Raw genomic sequence first — 16,170 nt, 5'->3', positions numbered from 1 at the left:
ATGAGATTTCCCATAGCGCAAGCTAGTAAGATCCCTGAAAGATGATCAGGTTGATAGGTCAGAGGTGGAAGCGTGGCGACATGTGTAGCTGACTGATACTAATCGATCGAGGACTTAACCAAACTTTTAAAAGCGTAAGCTTTACTCAGCAAACTGTTACCTAGTTTTGAGAGAGCAATCTCTTGTCTGGTGGCGATAGCGAAGAGGTCACACCCGTTCCCATACCGAACACGGAAGTTAAGCTCTTTAGCGCCAATGGTAGTTGGGACTTTGTCCCTGTGAGAGTAGGACGTTGCCAGGCACTTGAAAAAAGACTAGCTATTTTAGCTAGTCTTTTTTTGTGTGTTCATTTAAGTAACAAGAAATTAAGTAAGGAATCTTTTGAGCTGTAACCTCAAGGAACCTCAAGATAAATGGATAATCTTTCGAAGAGTATGTATGCAATAATTCATACCACCACTCTGTTTCATAACGTGAAATCATACTTAAATTATAAAGTAATAAGTAATGTGCCAACATCTCAGGGAAATATAAGCAGCTATCTTTTTCCAACGGTGCATGCAGCGTGTTAGCTTGGAAATTGTACATAAAAGGTGAACAATTATATAAACAGCTTGAAGGGTCAAGAATACATACCTGATCTTCTGACAAAGACAATGATAGATGGGAACGCTCTTTTAAAAAAGAATAGAGTCTTTCGTGATTCATATGATAACACCGTGTAACTTGTTCAGGAATAGGCAAAGAGGTAGCTGGAAGCGATCCAATAGTTGTTAAATGGGAAGATGGTCTCGTGCCCAAATTTAAAAATAATGTATCTAATTCAGGTACACAAGACAACAGATAATTCATTGTATATTTACTACCTTCTAGTTGTTTCACATGAAACAATTCTTCTCCTACTTGTGAAAATAAACCGCTTTTTTGAATCTTAACTTCATCATCTAAAAAATCATAACTTTGTTTTTTTCTTTTTCGTGTTGATACTCCATGTGCTAACACCGCTGTATTTTCGGGATATACGGGGTTTTGTGTTAACAAACAAGCTTTTAACAGCTGTGACATTCCATAAAATAATAAAACGGGTTGAACTGATACAGGAGATTGTGCCGCAACTTGATAATAATTTTTACTGTGTTCCAAATAATAAATAAATGGGTAACTGTTTTTAAAACTATGTTGCTCTGCATCGCTATAATTCAATTTTTGATAGCGCTTTTTTAAAAAGTCTTGTACAAAAGGAACGGAGAAAAATAAATTGTAGGACGTCCAAACGTCATTAAATTTATGCAACTAAATCACCTTTTCTTTTTATTAGAATTATCTGATATCTAGTGAAGTTATTGACAGGTACATATCTGCTTGTTAATCTACTAATAATATTCTGTCGTTTAAAGGAGGATTCTATAATGTGGGAAAGCAAATTTTCTAAAGAAGGCTTAACATTTGATGACGTTTTACTGGTGCCAGCAAAATCTGAGGTACTACCTAAAGACGTTGATATGAGTGTTGAACTAACAAAAACATTAAAATTAAAGGTGCCGTTCATCAGTGCAGGAATGGATACAGTTACAGAAGCTGAAATGGCTATTGCGATGGCTAGACAAGGTGGTTTGGGTATCATTCACAAAAACATGTCGATTGAACAGCAAGCAGAACAAGTTGATAAAGTAAAACGTTCTGAAAGTGGTGTTATCACGGATCCTTTCTTTTTAACTCCTGAAAACCAAGTATTTGCTGCTGAACACTTAATGGGCAAATATCGTATCTCAGGTGTGCCGATTGTCAACAACGAAGAAGAACAAAAACTAGTTGGAATCCTTACAAACCGTGACTTGCGTTTCATCCAAGATTATTCAATGCAAATTGCTGATGTAATGACAAAAGAAGAATTAGTTACTGCTCCAGTAGGAACGACTTTAGAAGAAGCAGAGAAAATTCTACAGCAATACAAAATTGAAAAGTTACCTCTTGTAGATGACAATGGCGTATTAAAAGGCCTTATCACAATTAAAGACATTGAAAAAGTAATTGAGTTTCCAAATGCAGCTAAAGATCAACAAGGTCGATTATTAGTTGGAGCAGCTGTTGGCGTAACAGCTGATTCAAATGTTCGTATCGAAAAATTAGTACAAGCTGGCGTTGATGTTATCGTTATTGATACAGCGCATGGACATTCACAAGGCGTTTTAGATACAGTGCGCAGCATTCGCGAGGCATATCCAGAATTAAATATTATTGCTGGTAACGTAGCAACGGCTGAAGGTACAAAAGCATTAATTGAAGCTGGAGCAAACGTAGTAAAAGTAGGAATTGGACCTGGTTCAATTTGTACAACTCGTGTTGTCGCTGGTGTAGGCGTTCCACAAATTACGGCAGTATATGACTGTGCAACTGAAGCTCGTAAGCACGGGGTAGCTATTATTGCAGATGGCGGTATTAAGTACTCTGGAGATATCGTAAAAGCACTTGCAGCTGGTGGACATACAGTAATGCTAGGAAGCCTTCTAGCAGGAACGACAGAAAGCCCTGGCGAAACAGAAATCTACCAAGGAAGACGCTTTAAAGTGTATCGTGGAATGGGCTCTGTGGGAGCTATGGAAAAAGGAAGTAAAGATCGATACTTCCAAGAAGATAATAAAAAATTAGTTCCAGAAGGTATCGAAGGCCGTTTGCCTTACAAAGGACCTGTAGCAGATACTTTATATCAAATGATTGGTGGTTTACGCGCAGGAATGGGTTACTGTGGTTCAGCTAACTTAGAAGCGTTACGTGAACAGGCACAATTCATCCGTATGACTGGAGCAGGCTTAAGAGAAAGTCACCCACATGATGTACAAATTACAAAAGAATCTCCTAACTATTCTATGAGATAATCATGAATGTGTAAAAAACACGTTTCCTTAATAGGGAAACGTGTTTTTTATGTCATTAATCATGAATGTAACAGTACTTCTTTATCTATTTTTTTAAATTTTAGTATGATAAAATTACATTTATGTGAGTTTACGTTTGGAGGGTATAGAGTGAGAAACGCAGTACAGAAACAATTAATTTGTGTCATTGCTGTTATGTTAATGGCCAGCGTATTTTTTGTCTCTACACAAGCATCAGCTGCTTCTAAAACAGATGATATTGGCGTTGAAGCAGACGCAGCCATTTTAGTAGAGGCAAGTACGGGGAAAGTGCTATACGGGAAAAATACGGATGCTTTATTAGGTATTGCAAGCATGACAAAAATGATGACGGAATACCTAGTATTAGAATCCATAAAAGATAAGAAATTATCTTGGGATCAACGTGTGCCAGTTAGTAAATATGCAGCTAAAATTTCTCAGGATTATGGATTATCAAATGTACCATTAATCGAAAACCAAAAATATACGGTAAAAGAATTATATGATGCAATGGCTATTTATTCAGCTAATGGAGCAGCCATTGCTTTAGCTGAAGCTGTCAGTGGTTCTGAAGAAGGTTTCATTAAGTTAATGAATGAAACAGCAAAAAAATTAAATATGGGTGAATCAAAATTTGTCAATTCTACAGGTCTTTCTAATTCCTTGTTAAAAGGGATGTATCCAAAAGGAACAAAGGAAGAAGATGAGAACCTCCTATCTGCTCGGGCAGTTGCTACTCTTGCTTATCACTTGATTCATGATTATCCAGAATCTTTGGAAGTAGCCAAAACTCCTTCCAAGATGTTTAGACAAGGGCAACAAGGCGAAACAAAAATGAACAATTGGAATAAGATGCTCCCTGGTTTTTCAGCTGCATACAGCGGCGTAGACGGCTTAAAAACTGGTCATACAGATTTTGCAGGTCAATGTTTCACTGGAACTGCAGAGCGTAACGGGGTAAGATACATAACAGTTGTAATGAATGCCAAGGAAAACGGCAAGTCTACAGAAGCTGCTCGTTTTTCTCAAACGAAAAAGATATTGGATTATGCTTTTAGTCATTTTCAGTTAAAAGAAGTAGTGCCTGCTAACGGCGAGATTAAAGGGCATGAAACAATTGATGTTGCTAAAGGAAAATCAAAAGAAGCTTCCGTTTCTCCAAAGAATTCGGTAAAAATTATTACCGAAAAAGGTGAAAAAGATCATACTAAAATCAACTTTAAGTTAAACGATAAAGTTATGAACGATCAAAAAGTTGTTGCTCCTATTAAAAAAGGAGAAACAGTTGCTTATGTAAGTGCAACAAACAGCAATCTTAAAGATCTAGGCTATGTAGGAGGCCAAACTACAGATAGCATGACGCCGGTCGTGACAAACGAATCTGTTGAAAAAGCTGGATGGTTCTCTCTCGCTATCCGCAGTATTGGTAACTTCTTCAGCGATATTTGGATGAATGCTGCAAATACAGTGAATAACTGGTTTTAATGATAACTCAAGAGAAAGAAGAGATACTACAAGGGAGTATCTCTTTTTTTATTTTTAGATTTGTTTGTATATAATCTATAAATTAGATAGGAATTTTCCGAAAAATACGGTAAAATAGACACTAAGTTTTGAATTTTGTATATACACTAAAAATTATTGTGAAACACTTGATACAGGAGGAAGACAAACATGAATAACATTACAGGTACTGATCGTGTAAAACGAGGAATGGCGGAAATGCAAAAAGGTGGCGTTATCATGGACGTGATCAACGCAGAGCAAGCAAAAATTGCAGAAGCAGCAGGCGCTGTTGCCGTTATGGCATTAGAGCGTGTTCCAGCTGATATCCGTGCAGCAGGCGGCGTGTCTCGTATGGCAGACCCAACAATTGTTGAAGAAGTGATGAATGCTGTGTCCATTCCAGTTATGGCAAAAGCTCGTATTGGCCATATTGTTGAAGCACGCGTGCTAGAAGCGATGGGTGTAGACTACATCGATGAAAGTGAAGTGTTGACTCCAGCTGATGAGGAGTTTCATTTAAATAAAAATACATTTACGGTTCCATTTGTATGCGGTTGTCGTGATCTTGGTGAAGCATCCCGCCGTATTGCTGAAGGAGCTGCAATGCTTCGTACAAAAGGCGAACCAGGGACAGGAAACATCGTGGAAGCAGTGCGTCATATGCGCCAAGTAAACGCTCAAGTACGTAAAGTTGTGGGCATGGACGAAGATGAGTTAATGACAGAGGCAAAACTATTAGGCGCGCCTTATGAGTTATTACTACAAATTAAACGTGAAGGTCGCCTACCGGTTGTAAACTTTGCAGCGGGCGGTGTAGCAACACCAGCAGACGCAGCGTTAATGATGCAGCTTGGAGCAGACGGTGTGTTCGTTGGTTCAGGAATCTTTAAATCCGACAACCCTGAAAAATTTGCTCGAGCAATCGTTGAGGCAACAACGCATTATCAAGATTATGAACTCATTGCAAACTTGTCAAAAGGATTAGGAAGTGCAATGAAAGGGATTGAAATTTCATCATTATTACCAGAAAACCGCATGCAAGAGCGTGGATGGTAATTTAAAGGGAGTTTTGACAAAATGGTAAAAGTAGGCGTGTTAGGATTACAAGGTGCCTTTCGCGAGCATGCACAAGCATTAGAAGCAGCAGGCGCTGAAGCCATTATCATTAAAAAAGTTGAACAGCTAGACGAAATAGATGGTTTAATCCTACCGGGCGGCGAAAGCACAGCGATGCGTCGTCTGATTGACAAGTATGACTTTATGGAACCTCTTCGCCAGTTTGCACAAGCAGGTAAACCGGTGTTTGGTACGTGTGCGGGTTTAATTTTACTTGCAGGACAAGTTGTTGACCGTGAAGAGCCCCATTTAGGTGTTATGGATATTACGGTAGCTCGAAATTCATTTGGGCGCCAACGAGATAGCTTTGAAGCTGCTCTAAATATTAAAGATATTGGTGAAGATTTTATAGGCGTATTTATCCGTGCTCCGCATATTGTAGAAGTAGGAGAAAACGTTGAAGTCTTGGCAATGCATAACGACCGAATTGTTGCAGCAAGACAAGGTCAATTCTTGGGATGTTCGTTTCATCCAGAATTAACAGATGATGCTCGCATGGCTCAGTATTTTGTAGCAATGGTTGAAGAAGCTTCGAAAAAACCTGTATAAATGAATTGCATCTTGTAAAGACTTGTAGTACATTATGATTAATAAAAATGATATTGGTATAAAGCGTTGATAGGAAATAGTAATAAGATTTTTGATTTCAAGAGAGTCGATGGCTGGTGTGAATCGATAATCAATCCTTATGAATCCGTCCTGGAGCAAGCTGTCGAAAAAGTAGTAGGCAGTTTCGGTTCATCCGTTATCTGGTTTAAGAGGAAGGCTTATTTTAGCTTTCAATTAGGGTGGCAACGCGGGTAAACTCTCGTCCCTTTCATAGGGATGAGAGTTTTTATTTTGCCCTTTTATACTAAAGGAGGTACTCAGTATGTTAGATTTAAAATTTTTACGTGCTAATTTTAATGAAGTAAAAGAAAAGCTCAAGTTTCGTGGTGAGGACTTAACGGACTTAGGTCGCTTTGAAGAGTTAGATGCAAAACGCCGTGAGCTAATTGCTCAAACAGAAGAGTTAAAAAGCAAGCGAAATGAAGTATCACAGCAAATTGCACAATTGAAACGTGAAAAACAAGATGCTGATCATTTAATCGTCGAAATGCGTGAAGTAGGAGACCGCGTAAAGCAATTGGATGAAGAGCTTCGCAGCGTTGAAGAAGAGTTAGAGCTATTGCTGCTTTCAATTCCTAACGTTCCACATGAAAGTACGCCTGTAGGTGAAACTGAAGATGATAACGTAGAAGTTCGCAAATGGGGAGAAATTAAACAATTTGATTTTGAACCAAAACCGCATTGGGATTTAGGAACAGATTTAAATATTTTAGATTTTGAAAGAGCTTCGAAAGTAACGGGAAGCCGCTTTGTATTTTATAAAGGGTTAGGTGCAAGATTAGAACGTGCTCTTATTAACTTTATGATGGATTTACATATGGATGAGCATGGTTATGAAGAAATCCTTCCTCCATATATGGTGAATCGTACAAGTATGACAGGAACAGGGCAGCTTCCTAAATTTGAAGAAGATGCATTTAAAATTAAAGAAGAAGATTATTTCTTAATTCCTACAGCTGAAGTACCAGTTACAAATTTACATCGTGATGAAATTTTAAGCGGAGATCAGCTTCCAATTACTTATACAGCGTATAGTGCTTGCTTCCGCTCAGAAGCAGGCTCTGCAGGAAGAGATACACGTGGGCTTATTCGTCAGCATCAGTTTAATAAAGTAGAACTTGTTCGCTTTGTTAAGCCAGAAGATTCTTATGATGAATTAGAAAAATTAACGGGCCATGCTGAAAAGGTTCTTCAACTATTAGGTTTACCTTACCGAGTTCTAAGCATGTGTACAGCTGACTTAGGTTTCACAGCAGCCAAAAAGTATGATATTGAAGTTTGGATTCCAAGTTATGAAACTTATCGTGAAATTTCTTCTTGTTCAAACTTTGAAAGCTTCCAAGCTCGCCGTGCTAATATTCGCTTCCGCCGTGATACAAAAGCAAAACCAGAACATGTTCATACACTAAATGGTTCTGGCTTAGCAATTGGCCGTACGGTAGCTGCAATTTTAGAAAACTACCAGCAGGAAGATGGATCAATTCAAATTCCAGAAGTGCTGCGTCCATATATGGGAAATAAAGAAGTTATTTCTAAATAAAAGTAGAAGATGTTCATTAAATTAATTTTTAATGAACATCTTTTTTAAAAAAATTAATAAAAGAGTTGACTTCATTATTTTTATATGATAAATTAATACTTGTCGATACGGAGGAATACCCAAGTCCGGCTGAAGGGATCGGTCTTGAAAACCGACAGGGGTGTTAAAGCCCGCGGGGGTTCGAATCCCTCTTCCTCCGCCATATTTGACTTATAATGCAATTAACATAGCGCGATAAATTGGAGATTGGAAAACCGTTACTTATAAGTAACGGTTTTTTATTTGTTGAAAATGCCGCTTTATTTATTAAAGCGGCATTTTTTTATAGCTGACGACGTTTTAACTTTTCATTATGTTGTAAAAAGCGAGCCACTTTTTCAACAATTGATTCAATTGAATCAGGATCCTTGAGAAGGTCGTATTCTCTAATATCTAAACGGAGAATAGGACAAGCCGTAAAGTTATTAATCCATTCTTCATATCGGGCGTGCATCTCTTTCCAATAATCAAGAGGCGTTTGTTGTTCCATTGGTCGCCCTCTTTCTTGAATGCGATCTACAATATCTTCGAAGCTGCCTTCCAAATAAATGAGCAGATCTGGATGAGGGAAGTATGGAGTCATAACCATTGCATCGAACAAGCTTGTATATGTCTCATAGTCTACTTTAGACATTGTTCCCTTTTCAAAATGCATCTTAGCAAAGATACCGGTATCTTCGTAAATGGATCTGTCTTGGATAAAGCCGCCGCCATACTCGAAAATCTTCTTTTGTTCTTTAAAGCGTTCCGCTAAAAAATATACCTGTAGGTGAAAGCTCCAGCGTTCAAAATCCCCATAAAATTTGTCCAGGTAAGGGTTGGAATCTACTTTTTCAAACGATGTGCGAAATTGGAGAGCATCAGCCAATGATTGAGTCATCGTAGATTTCCCAACTCCAACTGTACCCGCTATCGTCAACACAGCATCATTAGGAATGTTGTATTTCGATCGTAAGTTTACCATTATATACTCCTTTTCAACATACTCTCTTGAACCTCTGATAAGATTCTATTTAAGTGTTGTTTATTTTGTACAAAATCTATTTCATCACCGTTATAACGTAAAATGGTTACGTCAGGGTTCTTTTGTTCAAATGCCGTCATAGCTTTTTCATAATCATCACTTAGTCTCGCAAGGTAGTGAGGATCGATGTTTCGTTCAATTTCTCTTCCACGCATTTTAATACGCTTTAGCAAGGTATCTAAACTGGCATTTAAATAAATAATAATGTTCGGAGCCGGCATATCAGCCGTTAAGATGTGGAAGATTTGTACATATTTTTTATACTGTTCATCTTTTAACGTTTGCTCAGCGAAAATCATGTTTTTCATAATATGATAATCTGCTACAACAGGTTTTTTATAAGATAAGAACCCTTTTTGAATATCCTCTAACTGCTTATATCGATTACATAGAAAAAACATTTCGGTTTGAAAACTCCACTCGTCGATATTCTCATAAAATTTCCCGAGAAATGGATTTTCATCTACGATTTCTTTTAAAATTTCGAACTGAAATGCTTGTGCAATCTCTTTAGCTAGAGAGGTTTTTCCGACACCGATGGGTCCTTCTACTGAAATAAAAGGTGTGCCTTGCATTCATTTGCCTCCTTCATGACCACTCGTTCAAAAAAAACAGACAAAAAATATTTTAACATAGAGAAGGAGAATAAGGGGAAAAGAAATTTCTTTCAGTAAGAAGAATAACAAAAAGCCTACTGTTAACAGTAAGCTTTCCCTATTTATGGCTGTGTCACTCTTTTTGTAATTTTGAAGTTGTCTTCAATCAAGAGCCAGTTTTGCGGGAAATCTAAGCCTAGTTTCCAGTAGGCCATTCCTCTAAGTTTTAATTCTTTGATTAAATCAAACTTGGCCTGAATAGATCTAGCGTCTTCAAACCATACTTCGTGAGTGCGCTGCTGTTCATCTTTATACCGGAAGAAAGGAGCTTGTGCTTTATTGTCGTATTGAATAGCTACTTTATAACGAGCTGCCAACTCAATAGCTCGTTGAGGACTAATGGCTTTGGCATATTCTCCTCCTGGTTTGTAAGGCAGTGTCCAATCGTAACCGTATAGGTTTTGGCCCATGATAATTTTTGAACTAGGTATTTCAGATACTGCATATTCTAAAACATCACGTACGGGACCAATAGGAGAGACGGCCATAGGAGGCCCACCGCTATATCCCCATTCATATGTCATTGGAACAACGAAGTTAGCAATCTCTCCAATGGCTTTATAATCATGTGCTTCATACCATTTGCCTTTTTGATCTCGACTTGTCTTCGGAGCTAAAGCCACAGACATGAGAAGTTGCTCATCTTGAAGACGCTTTTTTGCTTTCTGTAAGAATGCAATATAGGCTTCTTTATCTGCCGGACGCAAAAATTCGAAGTCAAAGTGAATGTCTCTGAAATTTTGTTCTTTCGCTGTTTTTACAATATTATTTAAGAGCGTATCTTGAACGTCTTTATTAGTTAAAATTGCTCGGCCGACTTCATCACTGAATGCACCGTTTTCAATATTAGCCAATACCATTAAGAAGATGACGTCATTTTCTTTAGCAATAGAACCTAAATTGTTAAGTGGAGGTGCCTTTAGAGAACCGTCTTTTTGCACTTCGAAGTTCGCTGGTCCGAGATAAGTAAGGTATTTTGCATTTTGATTAATCATTTTCTCTGTTTGAGGGGTGATTTTTCGATTGCTTGTTTCAACATACCCTAAGAACTCACCGTTTCTTTTGTTTGGGGAAGGGGGAATTAAGATGCGGCGGCCAGGTGTTAAGGGTGCTGTAACTGAAACATTGTTCGCATTGGCAATAGCCTGATAGCTAACGCCTAATTTTCGTCCTATTTTCCATATAGTGTCCCCAGCTTTTACTGTGTAGTAAGTACCGTTGATGGGAATAACCATAGATTGCCCGATGACGAGTTGATTTGGATTAGGTAATTCATTTGCTCTTATAATCTTTCCTGCGTCAATCCGGAACTGTTTTGCAATACTATATATACTGTCACCTGCTTTAACAGTGTAAATTTGCATAATAAAAAGCCTCCATTTCATATGACTTACTTCCATCATATGAGAAGGCTTTTTACTTAATTCATCAACTCAGTATGTTTGCAAATACGAGCATTTAATACGTTATGCATCATTCTTAAAGCAAAGGTATTGTCTTCATCTGCGTTTGAAGCAATACAATCTTCAGGCACAATTAAATTATACTCACGCATATAAGCATCGTTGGCTGAAAAAAGCACGCATATATTTCCCGCAATTCCTGTTAAAATAAGTGTATGCACATCGAGCTGTGATAGCAAAATATTTAAAGCTGTTCCATAGAAAATAGAATGCTTTGGTTTAATTAAAAAGTAATCAGCGTTTTGTGGTGAAATGTGATGTAGAATGGGTGAACTTACCTCATTTGTGCAGTGTGTTAAAATGGTTTCTAAGTTTGCTTGCCACAGCTTATAGTGGTCATTGACATAAATAATAGGGATATGTTGAGACGAGGCATATTGTTTTAATTCGGCAATATTTTGAGCGATTGTTAAAGATTTTTCAGCAAGTACTTTGCCGTTTTTGAATTGAAAATCGTTTAGCATATCAATAATAATTAAAGCAGTTTTAGCATTCTTCACACAAGGTCTCTCCTTTTCCTGATGTACATAGTAAATAGTTTGACTCAGAAAAAATATAATATGTAAGGTTGGATAAAAAGTGTTAAATGATGAAAAGTATATGAGGTTGGCAATTGATGAAGCATTAAAAGCTAAAGATAAATTAGAGGTTCCTATTGGAGCAGTTATTGTTCAAAATGATGAGGTGATTGCTGCCGCTTATAACTTACGAGAAACAGAACAGCGATCAGTTGCTCATGCGGAACTTTTAGCCATTGATGAAGCATGTAAGAAACTAGGAACATGGAGGTTGGAAGACGCTACGTTATATGTCACCTTAGAACCATGTCCGATGTGTGCAGGTGCTATTGTATTATCAAGAGTGAAAAGAGTTGTGTTTGGCGCTTATGATCCTAAAGGTGGCTGCGCTGGAACATTGTTAAATTTATTAGAGTTTGAAAAGTTTAATCATCAAGCAGAAGTAGTAGGAGGTATGCTAGAAGAAGAATGCGGGAGCCTCTTAACGACTTTTTTTCGTGAGTTACGTCAACGAAAAAAGGCTGGAAAATAGCGCTAAAAAAGTAAGTTTTCTATAGCGGTTGCATTTTTGAATGAAAAGACGTATACTTGTAAATGCATCAACTTGATGCCCAAACTATTGGTTTCAACTTTGCCGTGCTAAGCGGGGAGGTAGCGGTGCCCTGTACTCGCAATCCGCTCTAGCGAGGCCGAATTCCTTCTTGAGGTTAGCTCATCTTAGGGCCTGCCTTAAGTAAGTGGTGTTGACGTTTGGGTCCTATGCAATGGGAATCTGTGAACCCTGTCAGGTCCGGAAGGAAGCAGCAGTAAGCAGAACCTCTCATGTGCCATGGGGTCGCCTGAACCGAGCTAACTGCTTAAGTAACGCCTGGGGTGGCTAATCGACGGAAGGTGCACGGCAGTTATATACATAAGTTTAGTCTACTCTGTGAGAGTAGGCTTTTTATTTTATCTCTTACTATTTTGAAAAAAAACCTCATAATACGCTATAATGAGAACTAATGAATTATATTAAAAGGAGAGGATGTAGTGGCATATCAGGCTCTGTACCGTGTATACCGTCCTCAAAGCTTTAACGACGTAGTCGGTCAACAACATATTATCAAAACACTTCAAAATGCCCTTGTCCAAGAAAAATTTTCGCATGCGTATTTATTTTCTGGGCCTCGAGGGACAGGGAAGACAACAGCTGCTAAAATTTTAGCGAAAGCCGTTAACTGTGAAAAAGCACCCATTGCTGAACCTTGTAATGAATGTGCAACTTGTCGGGGAATTACGGATGGTTCCATTTCTGATGTAATTGAAATTGATGCAGCCTCTAATAATGGAGTCGATGAAATTCGAGATATCCGTGATAAAGTAAAATATGCACCTAGTGCTGTTCGATACAAAGTGTACATTATTGATGAAGTTCATATGCTTTCAATTGGAGCTTTTAACGCTTTGTTAAAAACGTTAGAAGAACCTCCTGCACATGTCATCTTTATTTTAGCTACAACAGAGCCCCATAAAATTCCATTAACGATTATCTCCAGATGTCAGCGCTTTGATTTCAAACGCATTTCGCCAGAAGATATCGTATATCGAATGAAGGAAGTATTAGGTTCTGAAGAGCTAGAAGTAAGCGAGGGTGCTCTTTACGAAATTGCGAAAGCTTCAGAAGGCGGCATGCGTGATGCACTTAGTCTTTTAGACCAAGCCATCTCGTATAGTACGGAGAAGGTGAGCTTAGAGGATGTTCTATCCATAACAGGAGCAGTATCACAGTCTTTTATTGTGAAGATCGTCCAAGCTATCTTTAACGAAAACATTGTAGAAGCGCTAGATTCTGTTGAAAGTTTGATCAAAAACGGAAAAGATCCAGCGAGGTTTGTAGAGGACCTCATCTTCTATTATCGTGATGTTCTGCTTTATCAAGCTTCAGAAGAAAATGCATATTTACTTGAAAAAGCAGCGGTTAACGAAGAGTTTAAAGAACTTAGTTCAAAAATGGATAGTGCCTTTATTTATAAAGTCATTGCTGAATTGAACCAAACTCAGCAAGAGATGAAATGGAGCAATCATCCTAGAGTGCTACTTGAAGTAGCTTTAGTAAAATTAGCTCAAAGTTCTACAAATCAAGAGGGTGCTCTTCCATATCAAGACATTTTGCAAAAAATGAATCAAATGGAAGCAGAACTGCAGCAGCTAAAAGAAAAAGGCATTCAAGTTGATCATACAGCTCAGGCAGCGCAAACAGAGAAAAAACAGACAAGACAGTCAAGAAGTCAGTACAAAACGCCTGTTGGAAAGGTAAATGAAGTTTTAAAAAATGCCACTCGGCAGAATTTAGAAACCATTAAGCGATCTTGGGCGCAGGTATTAGACACATTGAAACAACAAAATAAAGCTTCACATGCAGCGTTGTTATCTAACAGTGAACCGGTTGCGTCTTCAGATCAATCATTTATACTTAAATTCAAATATGAAATTCATTGCAAAATGGCTTCTGAAAATAACAACAATGTACGTGATAATTTAGAGAATATCTTATATACTTTAATTGGCAGCAAGCGTGAAATGGTTGCAATTCCAGAAAGTGAATGGGATAAAGTAAGAGAAGAGTTTCTTCAAGGACAGCAAAGTGATGGGTCATCAGGTCAACCACAGGAGGAAGACCCCGTGGTTGCAGAAGCGAAAAAGCTATTTGGAGAAGACTTAATCGAAATTCAAGAGTAAATTTAGGAGGAATGTTCATATGATGAAAGGCATGGGCAATATGCAAAAAATGATGAAACAAATGCAAAAAATGCAAAAAGATATGCAAAAAGCGCAGGAAGAGTTAGCTGAAAAAACTGTTGAAGGTACAGCTGGCGGTGGAATGGTAACAGTTGTGGTTAACGGTCAGAAACAAGTAATTGATGTAAATATTAAAGAGGATGTAGTAGATCCTGAAGATATTGAAATGCTACAAGATTTAGTACTAGCAGCAACAAATGACGCATTAAAACAAATGGACGATTTAACAAATAACACAATGGGTCAATTTACAAAAGGTTTAAATATTCCAGGACTTTAATAAGGTGGTTGCCACGTGCATTATCCAGAACCAATATCAAAGCTTATAGATAGTTTTATGAAGTTACCCGGCATTGGTCCAAAAACAGCTGTTCGCTTAGCGTTCTTTGTTTTATCTATGAAAGAAGATACGGTATTAGATTTTGCAAAAGCATTAGTTAATGCGAAGCGAAATTTAACCTATTGTTCAGTTTGTGGGCATATCACAGATCAAGATCCTTGCTACATTTGTCAAGATCAGCGTAGAGAGCGCAGTGTGGTGTGTGTCGTGCAAGACCCTAAAGATGTCATTGCAATGGAGAAAATGAAAGAATATAACGGCTTGTATCATGTTCTGCATGGCGCAATTTCACCTATGGAAGGAATAGGGCCTGAAGATATCAAAGTACCAGAGTTATTAAAAAGACTTCAAGATGATGAAATTCAAGAAGTGATTTTAGCTACTAACCCGAATATAGAGGGCGAAGCTACGGCTATGTATATCTCTAGGCTCTTAAAGCCGACAGGAATTAAAATTACTAGAATTGCTCATGGGTTACCCGTCGGAGGAGACCTTGAGTACGCGGACGAAGTAACATTATCTAAAGCCCTAGAAGGTAGAAGAGAAGTATAACGAGGTACTTGCATATGTTTTTTAAACGAAAAGGTTGGCTACGCAAAGAGTACGATGATGAATTTGTGAAGACTTTTATGCAAGTAAAGCAGGAATGGAGTCACAAAACTTCAATGGTAGAAAGAAGTGTAGATCCTTCAGAAGAGGTAATGGTAGATATTCGATTAGCCAAAATGAAGTATCTTTTTCTATTAAAAGAAGCCAAACATCGAAATATTTCAATTAACAGGATGTCATAGAGGCATCCTGTTTTGTTGTCTTTATAAAATAAGGATTTCCCTCCGTGAAATAGTGCTTTTTTTGAATGCTTGGACATATATATAAGGTAACTTATCTGCTTTAAGAAGGAGGCAACATGCTAAATCATCCTATTGTAGTTGTGTCTTTTTTAATAGGGCTAATCATTCTACTCTTAGTAACAGGTGGTGTTGAAAAAATGCTTCGAGTCATTGGAAATTTATCGATTAAGCTTATTATTGGCGTTTTGCTGCTTTTCTTTATTAACATCTTTGGCGTACAGTTCGGTATTCATATTCCTATTAATTTCCCCACAGCTATTGTTTCAGCTATTTTAGGTATTCCAGGAATAGCTGCCCTACTTGTTATTAATAATTTCATATTATAATTTGGAAGAATATCCAAAATAAAAGTTTTCTGGAATATTTTCGAGAAAACTTTTATTTTTTTTGAAAAAGTTGTTGACCAGCAAGTTATCAGATGTTATATTTATATACGTCGCTAAGACAGTAACGAAAAATAACTCGAAAATAACTTAAAGAAAAAAGTTGTTGACAAGTTATTCTTAAGGTGGTAAGATAAGAAAGTCGCCTTGAGACAAGAGTTCTTTGAAAACTGAACGAAATAGTAAACGTCAACGTTAATTTTTATTTTTTAAATGAGCAAGTCAAACATTTCTTCGGAGAGTTTGATCCTGGCTCAGGATGAACGCTGGCGGCGTGCCTAATACATGCAAGTCGAGCGAACTGATTAGAAGCTTGCTTCTATGACGTTAGCGGCGGACGGGTGAGTAACACGTGGGCAACCTGCCTGTAAGACTGGGATAACTTCGGGAAACCGAAGCTAATACCGGATACGATCTTCTCCTTCATGGGAGATGATTGAAAGATGGTTT

16 protein-coding genes, 1 tRNA gene, 3 rRNA genes, 1 other RNA gene and 1 other annotated feature are annotated in these 16,170 nt (G+C 37.8%); of the genes, 16 read left to right on the top strand and 5 right to left on the bottom strand.

What is annotated here, in order from left to right:
• Positions 1-122, top strand: a 23S ribosomal RNA gene (locus tag ACH6EI_RS27420); the annotation flags it as partial.
• A 63-nt stretch (positions 123-185) separates the two neighbouring features.
• Positions 186-301: ribosomal RNA gene (rrf, locus tag ACH6EI_RS27415) — 5S ribosomal RNA — on the top strand.
• Between the two features lie 26 nt (positions 302-327).
• Here the strand turns inward: rrf and ACH6EI_RS27410 are convergent.
• Positions 328-1,293: a YaaC family protein gene (locus ACH6EI_RS27410; RefSeq protein ID WP_028412712.1), complete on the bottom strand. Its 966-nt coding sequence runs from the start codon at positions 1,291-1,293 to the stop codon at positions 328-330.
• A 116-nt stretch (positions 1,294-1,409) separates the two neighbouring features.
• Between ACH6EI_RS27410 and guaB the strand changes: the two genes are divergently transcribed.
• The 6 genes from guaB (at position 1,410) to ACH6EI_RS27380 (ending at position 7,870) form a co-directional block, all read left to right on the top strand.
• Positions 1,410-2,876: an IMP dehydrogenase gene (gene guaB, locus ACH6EI_RS27405; protein ID WP_013054827.1), complete on the top strand. Its 1,467-nt coding sequence runs from the start codon at positions 1,410-1,412 to the stop codon at positions 2,874-2,876.
• Between the two features lie 150 nt (positions 2,877-3,026).
• Positions 3,027-4,382: a serine hydrolase gene (locus ACH6EI_RS27400; protein ID WP_099330559.1), complete on the top strand. Its 1,356-nt coding sequence runs from the start codon at positions 3,027-3,029 to the stop codon at positions 4,380-4,382.
• A gap of 189 nt (positions 4,383-4,571) precedes the next feature.
• Positions 4,572-5,459, top strand: a complete 888-nt coding sequence (gene pdxS, locus ACH6EI_RS27395) for a pyridoxal 5'-phosphate synthase lyase subunit PdxS (RefSeq protein ID WP_013054829.1) — start codon at positions 4,572-4,574, stop codon at positions 5,457-5,459.
• A gap of 21 nt (positions 5,460-5,480) precedes the next feature.
• Positions 5,481-6,068, top strand: a complete 588-nt coding sequence (pdxT, locus tag ACH6EI_RS27390; protein WP_028412710.1) for a pyridoxal 5'-phosphate synthase glutaminase subunit PdxT — start codon at positions 5,481-5,483, stop codon at positions 6,066-6,068.
• A 57-nt stretch (positions 6,069-6,125) separates the two neighbouring features.
• Positions 6,126-6,338: a binding site (T-box leader), on the top strand.
• A gap of 52 nt (positions 6,339-6,390) precedes the next feature.
• Positions 6,391-7,668 carry a serine--tRNA ligase gene (serS, locus tag ACH6EI_RS27385; protein ID WP_099330560.1) on the top strand — a complete coding sequence of 426 codons (1,278 nt, stop codon included), beginning with the start codon at positions 6,391-6,393 and terminating at the stop codon, positions 7,666-7,668.
• 109 nt (positions 7,669-7,777) lie between these two features.
• Positions 7,778-7,870: transfer RNA gene (locus ACH6EI_RS27380), tRNA-Ser, on the top strand.
• 120 nt (positions 7,871-7,990) lie between these two features.
• On the opposite strand, the gene ACH6EI_RS27375 is transcribed toward ACH6EI_RS27380, so the two are convergent.
• From ACH6EI_RS27375 to ACH6EI_RS27360, 4 genes are all read right to left on the bottom strand, one after another.
• On the bottom strand, positions 7,991-8,671 hold the full coding sequence (locus ACH6EI_RS27375) for a deoxynucleoside kinase (RefSeq protein ID WP_028412708.1): 681 nt from the start codon (positions 8,669-8,671) through the stop codon (positions 7,991-7,993).
• Entirely contained in the window at positions 8,671-9,306 is a 636-nt protein-coding gene (locus ACH6EI_RS27370; protein ID WP_028412707.1) for a deoxynucleoside kinase, read from the bottom strand. Before ACH6EI_RS27370 ends, ACH6EI_RS27375 begins: the two co-directional genes overlap by 1 nt.
• Positions 9,307-9,449: 143 nt before the next feature.
• Positions 9,450-10,751 (bottom strand): glycoside hydrolase family 18 protein, encoded by a 1,302-nt coding sequence (locus ACH6EI_RS27365; protein ID WP_013081323.1) that lies wholly within the window; start codon positions 10,749-10,751, stop codon positions 9,450-9,452.
• 56 nt (positions 10,752-10,807) lie between these two features.
• Complete coding sequence (locus ACH6EI_RS27360) at positions 10,808-11,350, bottom strand: cysteine hydrolase family protein (protein WP_028412706.1); 543 nt, start codon at positions 11,348-11,350, stop codon at positions 10,808-10,810.
• A gap of 79 nt (positions 11,351-11,429) precedes the next feature.
• Here ACH6EI_RS27360 and tadA point away from each other — a divergent pair, with 79 nt between their 5' ends.
• From tadA to ACH6EI_RS27320, 8 genes are all read left to right on the top strand, one after another.
• Positions 11,430-11,900 (top strand): tRNA adenosine(34) deaminase TadA, encoded by a 471-nt coding sequence (tadA, locus tag ACH6EI_RS27355; protein ID WP_028412705.1) that lies wholly within the window; start codon positions 11,430-11,432, stop codon positions 11,898-11,900.
• A gap of 102 nt (positions 11,901-12,002) precedes the next feature.
• An RNA gene (ffs, locus tag ACH6EI_RS27350) (signal recognition particle sRNA large type) lies at positions 12,003-12,267 on the top strand.
• Positions 12,268-12,397: 130 nt separating this feature from the next.
• A complete protein-coding gene (gene dnaX, locus ACH6EI_RS27345; protein ID WP_099330561.1) occupies positions 12,398-14,086 on the top strand; it encodes a DNA polymerase III subunit gamma/tau in 1,689 nt (562 codons plus the stop codon).
• A gap of 19 nt (positions 14,087-14,105) precedes the next feature.
• On the top strand, positions 14,106-14,426 hold the full coding sequence (locus tag ACH6EI_RS27340) for a YbaB/EbfC family nucleoid-associated protein (protein WP_013081327.1): 321 nt from the start codon (positions 14,106-14,108) through the stop codon (positions 14,424-14,426).
• A gap of 15 nt (positions 14,427-14,441) precedes the next feature.
• On the top strand, positions 14,442-15,038 hold the full coding sequence (recR, locus tag ACH6EI_RS27335) for a recombination mediator RecR (protein WP_014461944.1): 597 nt from the start codon (positions 14,442-14,444) through the stop codon (positions 15,036-15,038).
• A 14-nt stretch (positions 15,039-15,052) separates the two neighbouring features.
• Complete coding sequence (locus ACH6EI_RS27330) at positions 15,053-15,277, top strand: YaaL family protein (protein ID WP_013054840.1); 225 nt, start codon at positions 15,053-15,055, stop codon at positions 15,275-15,277.
• 116 nt (positions 15,278-15,393) lie between these two features.
• The gene (locus tag ACH6EI_RS27325) at positions 15,394-15,663 is read left to right on the top strand and encodes a pro-sigmaK processing inhibitor BofA family protein (protein WP_013081328.1); all 270 of its coding nucleotides are present in this window, start codon (positions 15,394-15,396) and stop codon (positions 15,661-15,663) included.
• A gap of 288 nt (positions 15,664-15,951) precedes the next feature.
• A 16S ribosomal RNA gene (locus tag ACH6EI_RS27320) occupies positions 15,952-16,170 on the top strand; the annotation flags it as partial.

It is taken from the genome of Priestia sp. JSM ZJ58 (assembly GCF_044383985.1).
Classification (GTDB): domain Bacteria; phylum Bacillota; class Bacilli; order Bacillales; family Bacillaceae_H; genus Priestia; species Priestia zanthoxyli.
Note: the sequence above shows the minus strand (reverse complement) of the source record. Positions and strands in the feature narration are given on the sequence as shown.

Bases quoted from the DNA above. Each gene is read 5' to 3' on its own strand.
- guaB (WP_013054827.1), top strand. From the start codon at position 1,410: ATGTGGGAAAGCAAATTTTCTAAAGAAGGCTTAACATTTGATGACGTT.
- pdxS (WP_013054829.1), top strand. From the start codon at position 4,572: ATGAATAACATTACAGGTACTGATCGTGTAAAACGAGGAATGGCGGAA.
- pdxT (WP_028412710.1), top strand. From the start codon at position 5,481: ATGGTAAAAGTAGGCGTGTTAGGATTACAAGGTGCCTTTCGCGAGCAT.
- serS (WP_099330560.1), top strand. From the start codon at position 6,391: ATGTTAGATTTAAAATTTTTACGTGCTAATTTTAATGAAGTAAAAGAA.
- ACH6EI_RS27375 (WP_028412708.1), bottom strand. From the start codon at position 8,671: ATGGTAAACTTACGATCGAAATACAACATTCCTAATGATGCTGTGTTG.
- ACH6EI_RS27370 (WP_028412707.1), bottom strand. From the start codon at position 9,306: ATGCAAGGCACACCTTTTATTTCAGTAGAAGGACCCATCGGTGTCGGA.
- ACH6EI_RS27365 (WP_013081323.1), bottom strand. From the start codon at position 10,751: ATGCAAATTTACACTGTTAAAGCAGGTGACAGTATATATAGTATTGCA.
- ACH6EI_RS27340 (WP_013081327.1), top strand. From the start codon at position 14,106: ATGATGAAAGGCATGGGCAATATGCAAAAAATGATGAAACAAATGCAA.
- ACH6EI_RS27330 (WP_013054840.1), top strand. From the start codon at position 15,053: ATGTTTTTTAAACGAAAAGGTTGGCTACGCAAAGAGTACGATGATGAA.
- ACH6EI_RS27325 (WP_013081328.1), top strand. From the start codon at position 15,394: ATGCTAAATCATCCTATTGTAGTTGTGTCTTTTTTAATAGGGCTAATC.